This is a genomic window from Thalassococcus sp. BH17M4-6, from assembly GCF_049323015.1.
Taxonomy (GTDB): Bacteria; Pseudomonadota; Alphaproteobacteria; order Rhodobacterales; family Rhodobacteraceae; genus Puniceibacterium.
On the sequence record NZ_JBMPGU010000002.1, the window covers coordinates 385,844 to 401,140 of the forward strand.

Genomic DNA, 15,297 nt, shown 5'->3' on the forward strand with positions numbered 1-15,297 from the left:
AAGAATGTCGCTCTTCCGCAAACTCTTTGGCGGCGGGTCACGGCCCGACGCCAGCCCGGCAGCGCCGCCCGAAGAGTACGAGGGCTTTCGCATCTATCCCGAACCTCAGTCGGTCGACGGCCAGTTCCGCATCGGTGCCCGCATCGAACGGGACGAGGATGGCGAGACCAGGACCCACCAGCTGATCCGCGCCGACCTGCTGCGCGACCGCGACGACGCGGTCGAGGCGTCGCTTCGCAAGGCGCGGCAGGTGATCGACGAACAGGGGTCGCGTCTTTTCGGCTGAGTCGAGCCGATTTCATCTTGGCTGAATACATCTATTTGGACGGCCGATGAGCTCGATTTTACGTCGTCATCCCACCCGGTTCGGGTACCCTGACCTCTGGGCAGATTGCTGCGAAGGTCTCGCAAGAGCGCAGGTTGAATCCCCGCTGCGATACGGCCAATATCGGCTTTGGATCGCACCGTTCACGAGCCCTCACATATGCGCCTGATCCTCTGTCCTGAAATTTTCGACCTGCCAAAATCTCATGAGTTTCCCGATGATGCAGTCGCTTTTTTCTGTTTCGAGGATTTTTCCGTTGGCCCACTCGGCAACTGGCGCAATCCTTCAGAGTTCAAGAAAAGCAGAGCAGCCTTCTGGCAGAATTCGACGATCTTCGACCTGCCAGACGGCAGCAAGATGCCCTATTCCGCCTGGATGCAATTCCTGCCGAGATACGATCTGGTCGAAATGATCAGGAGCGGTGTTTATACCGACGACGTGCCCGTGTCCCGTGATTTCGAAGAGGTTGCCGCACAAGCGACAACGATAGAGATCTGGCGTGACCGAACCGCAAGTGGGGAAGTGCTCCAGTGGTACCTGAGCGCCATGCTCCCAATACTGGGGGTTGATCTGGGACGGGTTTCTGTCTGTCTGTTCACACATCCCATCTCGAGGAAGCAGCCGAACGCGTTCTGGTCGGACATGCTTTCAGATGCGCCGGATCGCGGGGTTCCCGCCCTGCGGCCAAGCCCGTCAGATTGGCAGCACATGTCGATGTGCTGGGACGCCATTACACATCTGCCCGATCCGATTGACGCATTCTTGCTCGAGACACCGGATGATCATGCTCTCCACGCCCTTGAAATGATGAAAGGCCGTTTTCCAGACGTCGTGACCGGATTGACGAACATACAGGCACGTCTCTTGCGCGCAGCAGCTGATGACTGGAGGAAAATGATCAGAACGTTGAGCGACGCGATGATCGCGGGGGATGACGCCCATGACGCCATTCGGCTTTATTCGCTGGAAGCTAGTTTGAACGAGATGGTGCAGATGCCCGACCCGCTGATCGAGAAGAGAGGCGAAGGCCCAATACGTAATTGTGAGGTTCGGTTGACCTCGCTTGGGCAACGCAAACTCAGCCTGATTGGCGACAGACTTTGAATTGAAGCGAGCGCGCGCACCTTATCCGAAATGCTGACGCCCGTATTCGCGCCGCTGCACCGAATGCCGCGATCCGCTCAATAAAGCCCGTTGATCTCCAGCGGCAGCTTTTTCACCTTGCGTTCCTTGAGCAGGCTGCGGGGCGGTTCGGCCGCGTCGGCCTGGCGCAGTTTCTGGAACTTGCGCTTTGCCACGGACTGCGCCTTGTGATCGCTGTCGATGATCGTCGGGCGCATAAAGACAAAGAGCGTGCGGCGGGTGCCGTCGCGGCTGCGCGACTTGAAAAGCTCGCCCAGGATCGGCACGTCGCCCAGCCCCGGCACCTTGGAATCGGTGGCCAGCTGGTCGTCGGTGATCAGCCCGCCCAGCACGACCGTGCCGCCGTCCTGCGCCTGCACCGTGGTTTCGATCACCCGGCGGTTGGTGATCAGGTCCGCGGCCCCGGCGACGTTGGCATTGACCAGCGCCGATACCTCTTGCGCGATCTCGAGCCGCACGATGCCGTTCGAGGTGACGCGCGGCAGCACCTGCATGGTGATGCCCACGTCGCGCCGCTCGATGGTGGTAAAGGGGGTGAGGGTGTTGCCGTCGGTGGCAAAGCTGCCGGTGCGGAAGGGCACGTTCTGGCCAACGACGATCGTGGCGGATTTGTTGTCCATTGTGGTGATCGACGGGGTCGACAGCAGGTTGGCGGCGGTCGATTGCGACAGCGCCTGCACCAGGATGCCGAAATTGTCCTGCGCGCCGCCCACGGTCAGTCCAGTGGCCAGCGCCCCCGCCTGGCTGACGCCGAGCGCGGCCAGCACGTTGCCAAGCGACGCACCGGCGTTGCTGAACGAGGTGGCGGCGATGCCCTGGTTGGGCAGGTTGTCGCCCAGGCCCAGCTGAACGCCCAGCCGTTCCGCCACTTCGCCCGACACCTCGACGATGGCGGCCTCGATCATCACCTGCGCACGGCGCTGGTCGAGCGCGCCCACGAGGTGGCTGACCTCTTCGATCTGGCGCGAGGTGCCGCGGATCACGATGGAGTTCGTTTCGGTCGAGGCCTGAACCGACACTTCGGGCGCGGGGCCTGCGGGTGCGGCCACCGCCTCGCCCTCGGCCTGCGCGACGGGGTTGGTGAGGTCGGTGCCACCTTGAAGCGTGTTGCGGATGATCTCGGCCACAACCTCGGCATCGCCGAATTTCAGCCGGTAGATCGAGGTGCGCAATTCCTCGCGCGGGTTGTCGCGCGGCGGCACGTCCATGTCCTGCGCCAGATCGCGTATCTGGTTGATGTCCCGTTCGGTCCCGCGCACCAGCAGCGTGTTTGATCCGGGATCGACCGACAGGCGCGCACCGGTGCCGGAATTGCCCAGCACCTCGCGGATGGCGGCGATGACTGCCGGCGCTTCGGCGTAGCGAAAGCGCAGGACCTCGGTGCGCAGGTCGGTCGGCCCGTCGAAGGTGCGGGCAATCTCGGCGATCCGCGCGACATTGGCGGCGGTGTCGGTGATGATGATGGCGTTGGGGTCGGGCAGCGCCTCGATATAGCCCGCGTCGGCCACCAGCGGGCGCAGCACGCGCACCGCTTCTTCGGCGGGAAGCCGGTCGAGCGGCAGCATCTGGGTGACGACATCCTGGCTGCCTGGGGTGCCCCGCACCGGGGTCGACCCCTTGGAGCGCGCCTCGGCCTCGCTCACGATTTCCCAGACCACGCCGCTCTCCACGGCGACAAAGCCGCGGACCCGCAGGATCGACTGGAAGAGCGACCAGACCCCGTCGCGGTCAAGCGGTTGCGCCGAGACGACCGTGACCTCGCCCACCAGCTGCGGATCGAGCACGAGCGTGCGGCCGGTGATTTCGGATACCTGTTCGGCCAGGACCGAGATTTCGGTATTGCGCAGGTTGATGGTGAACGGCCCGCCGGTCTGTGCCAGCACGGGGTGACCCAGCCCGGTCAGCAAGGCCAGCCCGATCAGGCAGACGACGCGTCTCATGCCAAATGGCATTTCCGTCCCTTTCACCGCAGCGGAAACGACATCATCAGCGTGCTGCCATCCCGGACCACCTCAAGGCGGGCAATGCCAGAGGCGGCGATTTCATCGTAAAGCGTCCTGTCACGTGTGGGATCCCCCACCTGCTGCCCATTGACCCGGGTGACAAGATCGCCGGTCTTCAGGCCGGCAAGCGTGACCCCGATGTTCGGATTGTCCCGAATGGTATAGCCATTTCCGGTCGCCTCCAAGCCGATCGTCTCCATCACCTCAGCTGGATTGCGATTGATGCGTTCCCGCCACATGTTTATGTGCCCGTCGATGCTGCCGTCATTGGGGGTTTCGCGCAGGTCGAGCGATCCGCGCCCGGGCCGGATCGCGGCGCGCAGCCGGTCCATCGGGTCCTCTTTCGGTGTGGCATCGGCCAGGGCCTCGGGGGTGGGGGCATCGACCGGGGTGGCCCCGCGGAAATAAAGCTTTTGCAGCGCGCCGTTCTGGTCGAGCGTGATGTGGGTGTCGGTGATCTCCTGCAGAGTGACCTGATCCGCGACCTCTGCGCCGATGCGGTAGACGGCGGTCTTGCCAGAGCGCGCGATAAAGGCCTTGGACCGTGCCGGATCGCGGTCAACGAAGACGCCACGCAGTTCAAGCCCCAGCGCCGACAGCGGCTGCGCCGTGGCCTGCGGGGCGGCGGTGGTGACCTCTGCGCTGCCGAAGGGGGCCAGCGCCTGGATCGCTTCGGCGCCCGGGCCGGATGTCGCCCGCGCAGGGCGCGCGGCAGCGACCGGCGTATCAGGCAGCGTGACGCTTGTGCGCCCGGCCAGGTGCCAGCCCAGCCGTGCCCCGGCCTGCGCCAGCGTGACGGCGAGGCTCGCGAATACCAGCGCGGTGAGCATCCACAGATGTATGGCTTTCATGTCAAAGTCCCCCTTGCAGGTTCATATATCCGGTCAGCGTCACAAGCGTGCCGGGTGTGGGCGTGTCCGCGGGGCCCACGGCGACACGCACGGCGCTCAGGCCGCTGCTTTCCAGCGGGCGCGCCTCTTGCGTTACGGTCCAGTCGCGGCCCAGCATGCGCCGCCATTGCGGCTGTGCGGGCAGGCGCAGCGCCAGTGCCGACAGTTCGTTTTCCGCCACCCAGCGCGCCGCGATGCGGTCGGCCAGCGCGGCGGTCTGCGCCGCGTGGCGTTCGACCGCGGTCAAGAGGCCGATGCCGCCCACGGCCAGCACCGCCATGGCGACCAGCGTTTCGATCAGGGTGAGTCCGGCATCTGGCGTGCGGGTCACGGGCGATCCTCCATTTGGGCCGAGAGGCCATCGAACCGCAGGTCCACCTGTTCATCGCCGGTTGCGATGCGCAGCACCAGCGGGCCGTCCCCGGCGGGCAATCCGTCCGACCTCAACGGCACGACGCCGCGCGGCGTCCCATCCGCCGCGATCAGCCGCAGCCCGCCTTGCAGGTCGTGGCGCTGGCCCAGCGGGGCGGCGGTATGGGAGTGCCAGTCGCTGCCATCCCAGCTTTCGAAAACATATCCCGCGCCATCCCAGTCCAGCCGCGCAGGGGTGCCCGCGATCAGCGCATGTTCCACCGCGATGTCGAGCCGCGCGGCCAGGAGCGCCGCCTCTTGCCGGGCATCGCGCGCGTCGCCCGTGGCGCGCAGCGACAGGGCCGCACCCCCGGCCAGCACACCGATCACCACGAGGACGATCAGGGTTTCCAGCAGGGTCACGCCTGCCTCTCCATCGCGAGGGTTCTGGGGCACGCGGCGCATGGCCTAGTTCTGCGCCGTGCGGCGGTCGTCCAGCATGATGTCGCCGTTCACGCCATCGCCGCCGGGCCGTCCGTCTGCGCCCAGGCTGACCAGATCGAAGGCGCCGGTCTGACCGGGGGACCGATAGATATAGTCGTTGCCCCAGGGGTCCTGCGGCATCGCGCCCAGATATCCGTCCGCCGCCCAGTTCTCGGGCACCGGCGGCGCGCTGGGGGCGCTGACCAGCGCGGCAAGGCCCTGCGCCGTAGTGGGGTAGGTGCGGTTGTCGAGCCGGTAGAGCTCCAGCGCGCTCGCGATCGAGCGCAGGTCCGATTCCGCGACCGTCGCGCGCGCCTCGTCCGGGCGGCCGATGACATTGGGCACCACCATCGCCGCGATCACGGCGATGATCACCAGCACCACCATCATCTCGATGAGGGTTACACCGGCCTCGCCATCGCGGCGCACCTGTTTTTTCCGTGCCATGAAACTATTTCCTCCGAAATCCGTGTATACCAGTATCAACACCGCAGACAGGTTTTCGAAGTCACAAGGATCATACCACGAAAACGCCCTTTGAAAAGGGGAAAAGTATTGAAAAATTGGGTATTTAGCCGAAATTTGGCCCCCGCTGCGGCGGCCCCTTCGGTGACGCCGTCAGGGGGCGATGGGGCCCAGGTGGCGGGGGCCGCCGCGGGCGGCGGTGGCGCGCTGCGCGACCGGCTTTCCGGGCTGCTCGGCGCGGCAGAGGCGGCGCGGATCGCGCTTGTCCCTGCCGAAAGGTTCAGCCTGCACCGGGTCGATCTGCCCCTGCGCGGCGAACGCCAGCGCCGCGCCGCCTTGCCCTTCGCGCTCGAGGATGACCTCGCGCAACCCATCGACACCCTGCACTTCGCCCTGTGCACGGGCGGCGGCGGCGGCACGCTGGCCGCGGTGCTGTCACACGACGCGATGACCGAGGTGGCAGAGGCGCATCCCGGCCTCAGGCTCTTGCCCGAACTGCTGCTGATCGCAGCGCCCGATCCGGATGTCGCGGGGCGCGCTCGTTGGGCGGTCTGGCGGCAGGGGGCGCGGGCGCTTGTGCGCGTGTCGGACGGTACCGGTTTCGTGGCGCGCAGCGACATGCTGGCCACCCTCTGGACCCACGCCGGGCGGCCCGAGGTCCTGCGCCTTGGTGCGCCGCTGGACGGCATCCCGGCGCAGGATCTGTCGGATGATCCGCCCGCCCCCGATCCCAAATCTTTGCGCACCGACCTGCGGCAGGGTGCGTTTGCCCCGTCGCGGGGTCTGGGCCGCCCGATGAAGGTGCTGGCCGCCGGGATCGTCGTCGCGGCGCTGGCGCATCTGGGTCTGGCCTATGCCGACCTGCGCGCGCAACGGACTCTGGCGGCCGACCTCAAGACCCAGGCGCAGGCCCTGCTGGCGCAGAAGATCCCCGAGGCGACGGTCTTTGACGACCCCGCGCTGCTTCTGGCCGGACTGTCGCGCACGGGCGGCGGCGCGGAGCCTGGGGTGTTGCAGGTTTTCGGCCAGGTTTCCGACGCGGTTCTGGGCGCGGGGGCCGAGCTCAACCTGCGCCGCCTGCTCTGGTCGGACCGGTCCGGCACGCTGACCCTGCAGGTCGAGGCGCCGGGGCTCGAGGATATCCAGCGCATCGAACAGGCGCTGCGCGGCGCGGGGCTGTCGGTGCGCAGCGGGGCGGTGACTGCAGGGCAGGGCGCGGCACAGGCCGAACTGATCGTGCAACAGGGGGCAACACGATGAACGCCTTTTCCAAACTCAGCCGCCGCGAACAGATCATGCTTCTGGGTGGTGGTGCGTTGCTGCTGGCGCTGGCGCTCTGGCGCTTTGGCTGGCAGCCGATCCAGACCGAACAGGCGCTGCTGCAAGAGGACATGGCCCGCTACATGACCTTGATGCGGGTCGCAGATCAGGCGGGGCAAGGCCCCGACGACACCGCCGCGGCCGATCCCCGGCCCATCGCTTTGCGCATCACCCAGACGGCCGAGGCGCAGGGTCTGTCGCTGACCCGGCTGGAGCCTGAGGGTGCAGGCATGCGGGTGGCGATGGACGTGGCGGATTTTGCCCGCATCATCGACTGGATCGCGGTGCTGGAGGCCAATGCGAACCTGCGCGCCACGACCGTCGAACTGGATCGCCGACCCACCCCCGGCGAGGTGTCGGCCCGCCTCACGCTGGAGCCTGCAACATGACAGCAACGCCCGACATCCCCCGGCTGGGCTATGGCTTTGCCAAGACGCATGGCGTGCTGTTGCAAACCGCCGACGATGGCCTGCTGACCTGCCGACACCGGCCCGATGCACCACTGGCGGCCTTGACCGAAGCGCAGCGGGTTGCGCAATCGCTGCTGGCGTTCCAGGCGGTGGATGCCGCCACATTCGATGCGGCCCTGTCGCAGATCTACCGCGACAGCGCGTCCGAGGCCGCGCAGATCGCGGCGGGCGGCGAGGAAGACCTGTCGGCGCTGGCCGAAACCGCTGCATCGGTGGACGACCTGCTGGATCAGAAGGACGACGCTCCGGTCGTGCGCCTGATCAACGCGCTGCTGCTTGAGGCGGTGAAGGAAAGCGCGTCCGACGTGCATATCGAGGTCGAGGAAAAGCGCCTTGTCGTGCGCTTCCGCGTCGACGGCGTGCTGCGCGACGTGATCGAACCGAAGCGTGCTTTGGCACCCTTGCTGGCAAGTCGGCTCAAGGTCATGGGCAAGCTAGACATCGCGGAAAAACGGCATCCTCAGGATGGCCGCGTCAGCCTGCGCGTGGGCGGGTACGAGCTTGACGTCCGGATCTCGACCCTGCCGTCGCAATTCGGCGAACGGGTGGTGCTGCGCTTGCTGGACCGCGGCCAGACCAAGCTGGGGCTGCCGCATCTGGGCATGTCCGAGCGCGATCTCGCTGCCTTCGAACATGTGATCTCTGCCCCCGAGGGTCTGGTGCTGGTGACCGGTCCCACCGGGTCGGGCAAGACGACCTCGCTTTACGCGGCGCTGCATCACCTCAATGATCGCAAGCGCAATATCCTGACGGTCGAGGATCCGATCGAATACTCCATGGACGGGGTGGGGCAGATGCAGGTCAATGCCAAGACCGACCTGACCTTTGCCCGCGGGCTGCGCGCCATCCTGCGGCAAGACCCGGACGTGATCATGGTGGGCGAGATCCGCGATGCCGAAACCGCCAAGATCGCGGTGGAATCGGCGATGACCGGGCATCTGGTGCTGTCAACGCTGCACACCAACACCGCCATCGGCGCGGTGTCACGGCTGATTGACATGGGGGTCGAACGCTTTCTGCTGGCGCCGATGATCCGGGGGCTGATCGCGCAGCGTCTGGTGCGCCGCCTGTGCCCCGATTGCCGCCAGCCGCACAGCCTGACCCCGGCCGAGGCGGCGATGCTGTCGCATGCGCTGCCCGAAGGCACGCAGGTCTTCCGGCCCGGGGGATGCGACAGCTGCGGCCAGCAGGGCTATCGCGGACGGTTGCCGATCTATGAGATCGTCACTGGCGACCGTAGTCTGGAAACGATGATCCATAAGGGCGCGTCCGAGGCAGAGCTGACCGCGGCCGCCCGTGCCGCCGGTCCGGGCATTCTGCAGGATGGTATCGCCAAGGTTCGGGGCGGGCTGACCAGTGTGGACGAGGTGATCCGCGCGGTGCGCGAGGATCTGCAAGCCACCGGGGGCACCTGATCCATGGCCGCCTTTCTTTATCGCGCCATTGATCCCAAGGGGCGCCGCAGCAAGGGCCTGTTGGATGCCAGCAGCGAAGCCGCCGCCCGCGCCGCCCTGCGCCAGCGCAACCTGCTGCCCATCGCGGTTGAGCCGACGCGCGGCTCGGCCCTGACAGGTGGCGCGTCTCGCGATCTGACGCTGGGGCGTCAGCGCCTGCCGCTCAAACGGCTGGCGCTGGTGACGCGGCAGCTGTCGACCCTGATCGGATCGGACGTGCGGATCGAGGATGCGTTGAAGATCGTCGCCGATCAAAGCACCGCCTCGGGCGCGGCGTCGCTGCTTTTGAATCTGCGCAGCGCCATTCTGGACGGGCGCAGCTTTGCCGCAGCACTCGACGACTATCCCGGAACCTTCGGGCAGTATTACCGCGCCTCGGTCCGGGCCGGGGAAAGCGCCGGGCGGATGGCCAGCGTGATGGAGCATCTGGCCCAGCATATCGAGGATCAGTCGCGAAACCGCCAAAGCCTGCAATTGGCGCTGATCTATCCGGCGCTGCTGGCGCTGGTGTCGCTGGGGGTGATCGTGGCGCTCTTGACCTTTGTGGTGCCCGACATCGTGCGCGTCTTCACCAGCCGGGGGGCGGAACTGCCGTGGCTCACCAAGGGGCTGATCACGCTGTCGGACCTCGTCACCCGCTACGGGCTGGCGGCGCTGACGGTGCTGGCTTTGGCGGGGGTCCTCACCACGCTCGCGCTCCGGCGGCCTGCCGTCCGGCTGGGCTGGCACAGGTTCCTGCTGCGCGCGGCGCCGACGCGCGGCATCGTGCGCAAGATCAACGCGGCGCAGTTCTCGGGCACGCTGGCGACGCTGGTGCAAAGCGGCGTGCCCCTGGCCGAGGCGTTGCGCGCCGCCTCCGACACCGTTCCGAACCTGGCCTTCCGCGCCCGCGCCACGGCACTGACCGCCCGGGTCAACGATGGCGCCGCACTGTCCAAGGCGGTGGAGGAGGCAGGTATCCTGCCGCCGATGCTGGTCGCGATGATCGCGAGCGGCGAGGCCGGCGGCACACTGGGCCGCAGTCTGGAACGCGGTGCGCAGGATCTGGCGCGCGACCTGCGCACCATGGTGGCCACGATCGTGGCGCTGGTCGAACCGGCGGTGCTGCTGATCATGGGCGGCATCGTGATGCTGCTGGTGCTGGCGATCCTGATGCCGATTGTCGGCTTGAATTCGCTGGCCGGCTAGGGTGGCGGCGTGCGCACCCCATGGCGGCGGGCGCGTCGGCGTGTTTAAACTGCGGGACCGAACTCGCCCGACGTGCAGCAGCAGGTGACCCATGCCAAACGACCTTCGATTCCAGCCCGTGCCCGCCGCACCCGTTTCGCGCCGCGGGGTTTTGCGGGGCCTTGCGGCGACGACCGTCCTTACCGGCTGCGGCGCGGTCGACAGCCTGCGCGCGCCCGCGACCGGATCGGGCCCGGGGCAGGCGGCGCTGCTTTTGCCGCTGTCGGGCCAATCCGCGGCATTGGGCGAGCGATTGCAACAGGCGGTGCGGCTGGGCGGCGGCCCGGGCATCGGCATCGACATCTTCGACAGCGGCAGCACGCCCGAGGCGGCAGCCGCGGCCGCGCAAACCGCCGTGGCAGGCGGTGCGCGGATGATCGTCGGCCCGGTCTTTGGCGCGCAGGCGGGCGCGGTGGCGCGCGCCGTGGGCGCCCGGGTGCCGGTGGTGACGCTGTCGAACGACGCGTCGCTCGCGGGGCGCGGGCTGTTTGTCTTTGGCGTGACGCCCGCGCATTCGGCGCAGGCGGTGATGGCGCTGGCCGCGCAGCGCAACCTGCGCGACATCGCCATCGTCGTGCCGCCGGGGCCTTTCGGCGAACAGTCGGTCGCGGCGGTGCGCGGCGTCGCCCCCGCCCTTGGCATCGCGCTGCGCGCGCCGCTGGTGCGCGGCGATGCGGGCGGCCTGGTCGATGCGCTGTCGGCGGGGGGCAAGGGGCTGCCGCAGGCGGTCTATCTGCCCGCTGCGGACGCCAGCCTGCGCCCCTTTGCCAGCGCCCTGCAGGGGCGCGGCGTGCAGCTTATCGGCTCCACGCAATGGGCGGCGCTTGATCTTGAGCAGGATCGCGCCTTTCGCGACGCCTGGTTCGCAGCCCCCGATCCCCTGCGCTTTGCCCCGTTCCGCGACGCCTATGAAGAGGCGACCGGCGCGCCCGGCGGCATCGTCACCGGCCTTGCTTATGACGGCACAGAGCTCTTGCGGGTGCTGGGCCAGCGCGGCGAACAGACCCGCGCGGGCCTGCTGCGCGAAGACGGATTCTCCGGCGTTCTGGGCCCCTACCGGTTCCTCAAATCCGGGCTGTGCCAGCGCGGTCTGGCGGTGCTCAAGGTCGGGGCGGGGGATTTCAGCCTGATCGGGGCCACCTCCGTATGAGGCCAGCCGCCGCACGATCGCGCGATGCGGGCGTGACGCTGGTGGAATTGCTGGTCGCCATGGCAATCTTTGCGGTGATCGGCGTCGCCGGGCTGACGATCCTCGACACCGTGCTGAAGGTCAACGCGCGTACCGAGGGGCGTCTGGAACGGCTGGCCGAGATCGACCGCGCGCTGCTGGTGATCCGGCGCGACCTGGCGCAGACCCGCGCCGGTGCCCTGACCCTGGATGCCGACGGCCTGCGCCTGAGGCGCGAGGCCGATCCCGATCCGGTCGGCATCCGCTATGCGCTGACCGAGGGGCAAATGCTGCGCGAGATCGACAGCGGCGGGGCGGCGCCGGTCGCGCAGGTGCTGCTGGGGGATGTGACCGACGCGGCGTGGCGCGTGACCGGCGGCGGGCAGGGCTGGCTGACCGGCTGGCCGCCGCAGGACGGCGCGCCGGGCCTGCCGCTGGCGGCAGAGTTGTCGCTGACCGTGATCCTGCCGTCCGAGGCTACGCCCACCACGCTGACCCGGCTCATGCCGCTGCCTGCGGGCGTGCGGCAATGAGGGCGCGCGACCCGCAGTCGGGTGTGGTGCTGGTCAACGTGCTGGTGATCCTGGCCATCGCCGCCAGCGTCGTGCTGCTGATGCTGGGCAGCCGCGACGCGGCACTCGACCGCGTGGCGCGGCAGTCCGATGCGGTGCAGGCGGAATGGCTGGCGCTGGGGGCCGAGGCATCGGTCGTCGACGCGCTGCGCCGCGATCTGGAAACCGCGCCCGACAGCGACCACTACGCCGAGCCCTGGACCCGCGTGAACCAGGACGAGGTGACGCTGGCGGGTGGGCAATTCTCCGTCACCGTGACCGATGCGCAGGCGCGGTTCGACATCAACAGGCTGGCGGCGCAGGGATTCGCGGCCGTGGAGTTCTTTGCCCGGCTTCTGGCGCTGCTCGACCTGCCGCCCGAACGGGCGGGCGACGTGGCCGCGGCGCTTCAGCGGCTTGGCCCGGTGGGCGATCTGCGCGATCTGGAACGGCTGGGCCTGCCCGGCGACATGCTGGACAAGCTTGCGCCTTATGTCACCGCCCTGCCGGTCGAGGGGACGATCAACCTCAACACCGCGCCGCCGCTGCTGTTGCAGGCGATGTTTAACAATCGCGCCATCGCCGCGCGGGTCCAGCGGCTGCGCGATACGGACGGCATGCTCACGCGGGCGGGGCTGGAAGGGATCGGCGCGTTGCGGCCCGAAAACAGCGGCTTTACCTCGAATGTCTTCGACCTCGAGGTGCTGGCCGAAGTCGGAGCGGCGCGGGTCCGGCTGCAAAGCCGGATTGTACGGACGAACGACCTTCAGGGCCGGTCGGTGACGGTCTATGCCCGGCGCCTGCTGCCGGTCGGAGACCTGCCGCCAGAGGAGTGAGGACCCGAGGGTCGGCGGCTGATGCACGCCTTTCCAAAGCAGAACGGCCCCCGGAACAAATCCGGGGGCCGTCTGTTCGATGAAAGAGCCTGTGAGTGGTTCAGGGGTTGAACGGCTCTTCCGTCGGTGTCAGCACCAGATCGACGCTTTGCGCATCGACAGGTTCATCGTTGGGGCCAAGGTTGAAGGCGTTGACGAAGGCCTGGCCAAGGGTCGCGATGCCCTGGACCACGCCGCCGCCGCCACCGCCGCCGCCGCCACCGCCGTCACAGGCGGCCAGCAGAAGCCCGGAGGTCAGCAGGACGGCTGTCCTGTGACGAAGGCTCATGGGGGTTTTGCGTTCGGTCATCATCATTCCCCTCAGTTGCCTGCACCAGCGAGCGGCGTGTTGAGGTAGGGGAAGCTGTTGCCCAGTTCGGCGGCCGAAATCGGGGCACCATCGGTGAAGGGCGCGGTGCCCACCGGTGCATCTTCGGGCGCGCAGAGGCCGAGGTTGATCAGGTCGCTTTCGGTATCTTCGACGGCACCTTCAACTCCAAGCTCCGCACCCAGCGGGACGGGATGGCAAAGCGCCCCCATCACCACACGCAGGGCGATGTCGACGGTGTCGTCACCCGGACGGCGGCCATTCGGGAAACCGGCCAGATCTTCGGCCACGACGCCAAACGGGTTCTGTGCGTCTCGCGGGGTCGGCGGCACGGCGGTGTTGAGCCGCATCATCTCGGACCCGGTCACGGTCGCCTGCTGGTTGAAGCCCGGAAAGCCGGTCAGGAACGCGGTGACAAGATCCTGCCGCGGCAGGTTCGACGGTGCGATGTTGCCGTCAGCACCCAGCGGACCGCGGAACAGCGCATCCAGCAAGAAGGGCAGCGTCGGGTTGGTCACGTAATCCGCCAGGGCGCTGTCCTGCGTCGGCTCGGCCGCGTTGAACAGGTCCTTGTCGGGCAGGCCGATGACCACTTCGTTCACCAGCGGGTTGGACAGGCGCGATTGCTGCACCCAGGCGCCGCCGTAGACCGATGTGCCCTCGTAGGTGGGCGACGGGTCTTCGATTTCGGCCTGCGGCAGGCTCGCGGTGGTCCAGGCGCCGATGACGCCGTTGCCGTCACCGGTCACGCAGTCGATCGGCACTTCGATGGCCAGCGAGGTCACGTTGAACTTGCCGACCAGATCGTCATTGTCGCGCGACTGTTCGATGGATCCTTCGAGCGGCACCAGGTTCACAAGGTCGAAGATCTCGCCCAGGTTCACCGCAAAGGCCTCGGCGCGCTGACCGACGAACACACGGCCCGGCCCGTCACAGTTGGGCACGTCGATGTCGTACATGAACCGTCCCGCGTAGTCTTCGTAGTTGGGGATCGTCTTGCTGCCAATATTGTCCACGGGCTTGCCGAAGTTCGGACCGGCGCCGGGGCGGTTGATCGGAGAAATGTCGCCGGTGCGGCGGTCGCCGGTGATCATGTTGAGCTGGTAGGTCTCGATCTCGTTCAGAGTGCCGGTGTCGGTGCGCGAAATCGGCCCGGCGGCCTTGAGCGGGATCGCGACATCGATGTCGCCGACCGGCACCGCGATGCCACGGCCGTTCATCGCCAGCTTGTTTTCGAAATCGAACTGAAAGGTGATGTCTTCGATCGCGTCGCCATCGTTGTCGATGTGAATCTCGTAGATCGCATCGCTGTCCATGGTGAAATAGTTCGGGCCACCGTAAGGGGCCTGAAGCGGCTGGTAGTTCGCGATGAACGTCACATAATCTTCGCGCCCGGGTTCATAGCTGCGGAACATGTAGAAATCTGTTGCGTCGACCTTGGGCGATTTGGTGATGCCCGGCGCTTCGCGGTGCGAAGACGCCAGCGCCCCCGTGGCCGTGACAGCCAGCACACTGACCATCAACCCGGCCTTGGCTGTTCTTTTCATGGAATTCATTGTCTTCTCCCTGAACGAGATCTTTGAACCGACACATGTCGGCAAATGGCACCGCCTTCGGAGCGCGATCCGAAAGCGGTATGGGGAAGGCACGGAAGAATTGGTCGCAGAGTTTCAACAGCGCGCAGAAAAAGTTCGCGACGCCTGCATTTTGACGCAATTCCTTGCATGGGCCCGGTCGTGAGCCTTGCTGATATGGCTCTGAGCCTTGCGCTGGCGGGTGTGCTTGCGGCGCTGGCAATCGTGGATCTGCGTCAGAAACGGCTGCCCGATGCGCTGACCCTGCCACTTATCGCCGCCGGTCTGGTGTTCGCCTGGGCCGAGGGGCGGCTGGCCGACGGGCTGATCGGGGCGGCACTGGGCTACGGCGTTTTCTGGCTGATCGGAGAGCTGCATTTCCGCCGCCACGGGACCGAGGGGCTGGGGCTCGGCGATGCCAAGCTCTTTGCCGCCGCGGGGGCCTGGCTGGGCTGGGCGGCGCTGCCCTTCGTGCTGCTGATCGCGGCAATGGGCGGTCTGGGTGCGGCGGCCCTGCGCGGTACGGGGCGCGGCACAGCGCTGGCGTTTGGTCCGTGGCTGGCGCTGGGGTTCGCGGTGGTCTGGGTGGCGACGCGGCTGGGCCTTTTCTAGGCGTCACAATCACAAGCTGAGTCTTGACATGGCGCGCCCCGCGTCCGATGCCACGGCC

18 protein-coding genes are annotated in these 15,297 nt (G+C 67.3%); 11 read left to right on the forward strand and 7 right to left on the reverse strand.

Translation table 11 applies throughout. The features are described 5' to 3' along the window. Positions 1–4 precede the first annotated feature (4 nt). Together ACOXXX_RS04330 and ACOXXX_RS04335 are read left to right on the forward strand one after the other, a co-directional pair. Positions 5–286 (forward strand): HlyU family transcriptional regulator, encoded by a 282-nt coding sequence (locus tag ACOXXX_RS04330; protein ID WP_422825322.1) that lies wholly within the window; start codon positions 5–7, stop codon positions 284–286. Positions 287–484: 198 nt separating this feature from the next. Further along, complete coding sequence (locus tag ACOXXX_RS04335; protein WP_422825323.1) at positions 485–1,429, forward strand: hypothetical protein; 945 nt, start codon at positions 485–487, stop codon at positions 1,427–1,429. 77 nt (positions 1,430–1,506) lie between these two features. Here ACOXXX_RS04335 and gspD read toward each other — a convergent pair whose 3' ends face one another. From gspD to gspG, 5 genes are read right to left on the reverse strand one after another with little or no spacing between them, the layout of a single operon-like run. Continuing rightward, complete coding sequence (gspD, locus tag ACOXXX_RS04340; RefSeq protein ID WP_422825324.1) at positions 1,507–3,408, reverse strand: type II secretion system secretin GspD; 1,902 nt, start codon at positions 3,406–3,408, stop codon at positions 1,507–1,509. A 23-nt stretch (positions 3,409–3,431) separates the two neighbouring features. Continuing rightward, entirely contained in the window at positions 3,432–4,322 is an 891-nt protein-coding gene (locus ACOXXX_RS04345; RefSeq protein WP_422825325.1) for a type II secretion system protein N, read from the reverse strand. A gap of 1 nt (position 4,323) precedes the next feature. Further along, a complete protein-coding gene (gene gspI / locus ACOXXX_RS04350) occupies positions 4,324–4,692 on the reverse strand; it encodes a type II secretion system minor pseudopilin GspI (protein ID WP_422825326.1) in 369 nt (122 codons plus the stop codon). Continuing rightward, positions 4,689–5,168 carry a prepilin-type N-terminal cleavage/methylation domain-containing protein gene (locus ACOXXX_RS04355; RefSeq protein ID WP_422825327.1) on the reverse strand — a complete coding sequence of 160 codons (480 nt, stop codon included), beginning with the start codon at positions 5,166–5,168 and terminating at the stop codon, positions 4,689–4,691. Before ACOXXX_RS04355 ends, gspI begins: the two co-directional genes overlap by 4 nt. Positions 5,169–5,180: 12 nt before the next feature. Beyond that, the gene (gene gspG / locus ACOXXX_RS04360) at positions 5,181–5,642 is read right to left on the reverse strand and encodes a type II secretion system major pseudopilin GspG (protein ID WP_422825328.1); all 462 of its coding nucleotides are present in this window, start codon (positions 5,640–5,642) and stop codon (positions 5,181–5,183) included. A gap of 135 nt (positions 5,643–5,777) precedes the next feature. On the opposite strand from gspG, the gene gspL reads away from it, so the two are divergent. The 7 genes from gspL to ACOXXX_RS04395 all read left to right on the forward strand — a co-directional run bounded on the left by gspL (position 5,778) and on the right by ACOXXX_RS04395 (position 12,686). Next, positions 5,778–6,920, forward strand: coding sequence for a type II secretion system protein GspL (gene gspL / locus ACOXXX_RS04365; protein ID WP_422825329.1), 1,143 nt, complete (start codon positions 5,778–5,780; stop codon positions 6,918–6,920). After that, positions 6,917–7,369 carry a type II secretion system protein GspM gene (gspM, locus tag ACOXXX_RS04370; RefSeq protein ID WP_422825330.1) on the forward strand — a complete coding sequence of 151 codons (453 nt, stop codon included), beginning with the start codon at positions 6,917–6,919 and terminating at the stop codon, positions 7,367–7,369. The genes gspL and gspM overlap by 4 nt, the downstream gene beginning before the upstream one ends. After that, on the forward strand, positions 7,366–8,865 hold the full coding sequence (gene gspE, locus ACOXXX_RS04375) for a type II secretion system ATPase GspE (protein ID WP_422825331.1): 1,500 nt from the start codon (positions 7,366–7,368) through the stop codon (positions 8,863–8,865). The genes gspM and gspE overlap by 4 nt, the downstream gene beginning before the upstream one ends. 3 nt (positions 8,866–8,868) lie before the next feature. After that, complete coding sequence (locus ACOXXX_RS04380) at positions 8,869–10,092, forward strand: type II secretion system F family protein (protein ID WP_422825332.1); 1,224 nt, start codon at positions 8,869–8,871, stop codon at positions 10,090–10,092. 91 nt (positions 10,093–10,183) lie between these two features. Continuing rightward, positions 10,184–11,281 carry a hypothetical protein gene (locus ACOXXX_RS04385; protein WP_422825333.1) on the forward strand — a complete coding sequence of 366 codons (1,098 nt, stop codon included), beginning with the start codon at positions 10,184–10,186 and terminating at the stop codon, positions 11,279–11,281. Beyond that, on the forward strand, positions 11,278–11,832 hold the full coding sequence (locus tag ACOXXX_RS04390) for a prepilin-type N-terminal cleavage/methylation domain-containing protein (RefSeq protein WP_422825334.1): 555 nt from the start codon (positions 11,278–11,280) through the stop codon (positions 11,830–11,832). Before ACOXXX_RS04385 ends, ACOXXX_RS04390 begins: the two co-directional genes overlap by 4 nt. Beyond that, positions 11,829–12,686, forward strand: a complete 858-nt coding sequence (locus ACOXXX_RS04395) for a general secretion pathway protein GspK (RefSeq protein ID WP_422825335.1) — start codon at positions 11,829–11,831, stop codon at positions 12,684–12,686. Before ACOXXX_RS04390 ends, ACOXXX_RS04395 begins: the two co-directional genes overlap by 4 nt. A gap of 100 nt (positions 12,687–12,786) precedes the next feature. On the opposite strand, the gene ACOXXX_RS04400 is transcribed toward ACOXXX_RS04395, so the two are convergent. After that, a complete protein-coding gene (locus ACOXXX_RS04400; protein WP_422825336.1) occupies positions 12,787–13,014 on the reverse strand; it encodes a hypothetical protein in 228 nt (75 codons plus the stop codon). A gap of 32 nt (positions 13,015–13,046) precedes the next feature. Next, entirely contained in the window at positions 13,047–14,600 is a 1,554-nt protein-coding gene (locus ACOXXX_RS04405; RefSeq protein WP_422825337.1) for a DUF4331 domain-containing protein, read from the reverse strand. Here ACOXXX_RS04405 and ACOXXX_RS04410 point away from each other — a divergent pair. Together ACOXXX_RS04410 and ACOXXX_RS04415 are read left to right on the forward strand one after the other, a co-directional pair. Beyond that, the gene (locus tag ACOXXX_RS04410; RefSeq protein WP_422825338.1) at positions 14,599–14,793 is read left to right on the forward strand and encodes a hypothetical protein; all 195 of its coding nucleotides are present in this window, start codon (positions 14,599–14,601) and stop codon (positions 14,791–14,793) included. The genes ACOXXX_RS04405 and ACOXXX_RS04410 overlap by 2 nt on opposite strands. After that, complete coding sequence (locus ACOXXX_RS04415) at positions 14,790–15,239, forward strand: prepilin peptidase (RefSeq protein WP_422825339.1); 450 nt, start codon at positions 14,790–14,792, stop codon at positions 15,237–15,239. The genes ACOXXX_RS04410 and ACOXXX_RS04415 overlap by 4 nt, the downstream gene beginning before the upstream one ends. Positions 15,240–15,297: the final 58 nt, after the last annotated feature.

Bases quoted from the DNA above. Each gene is read 5' to 3' on its own strand.
- ACOXXX_RS04400 (WP_422825336.1), bottom strand. From the start codon at position 13,014: ATGAGCCTTCGTCACAGGACAGCCGTCCTGCTGACCTCCGGGCTTCTG.
- gspG (WP_422825328.1), bottom strand. From the start codon at position 5,642: ATGGCACGGAAAAAACAGGTGCGCCGCGATGGCGAGGCCGGTGTAACC.
- ACOXXX_RS04395 (WP_422825335.1), top strand. From the start codon at position 11,829: ATGAGGGCGCGCGACCCGCAGTCGGGTGTGGTGCTGGTCAACGTGCTG.
- ACOXXX_RS04335 (WP_422825323.1), top strand. From the start codon at position 485: ATGCGCCTGATCCTCTGTCCTGAAATTTTCGACCTGCCAAAATCTCAT.
- ACOXXX_RS04330 (WP_422825322.1), top strand. From the start codon at position 5: ATGTCGCTCTTCCGCAAACTCTTTGGCGGCGGGTCACGGCCCGACGCC.
- ACOXXX_RS04405 (WP_422825337.1), bottom strand. From the start codon at position 14,600: ATGAAAAGAACAGCCAAGGCCGGGTTGATGGTCAGTGTGCTGGCTGTC.
- ACOXXX_RS04385 (WP_422825333.1), top strand. From the start codon at position 10,184: ATGCCAAACGACCTTCGATTCCAGCCCGTGCCCGCCGCACCCGTTTCG.
- gspD (WP_422825324.1), bottom strand. From the start codon at position 3,408: ATGAGACGCGTCGTCTGCCTGATCGGGCTGGCCTTGCTGACCGGGCTG.
- ACOXXX_RS04380 (WP_422825332.1), top strand. From the start codon at position 8,869: ATGGCCGCCTTTCTTTATCGCGCCATTGATCCCAAGGGGCGCCGCAGC.
- ACOXXX_RS04390 (WP_422825334.1), top strand. From the start codon at position 11,278: ATGAGGCCAGCCGCCGCACGATCGCGCGATGCGGGCGTGACGCTGGTG.
- ACOXXX_RS04345 (WP_422825325.1), bottom strand. From the start codon at position 4,322: ATGAAAGCCATACATCTGTGGATGCTCACCGCGCTGGTATTCGCGAGC.
- gspE (WP_422825331.1), top strand. From the start codon at position 7,366: ATGACAGCAACGCCCGACATCCCCCGGCTGGGCTATGGCTTTGCCAAG.
- ACOXXX_RS04410 (WP_422825338.1), top strand. From the start codon at position 14,599: ATGGAATTCATTGTCTTCTCCCTGAACGAGATCTTTGAACCGACACAT.
- gspM (WP_422825330.1), top strand. From the start codon at position 6,917: ATGAACGCCTTTTCCAAACTCAGCCGCCGCGAACAGATCATGCTTCTG.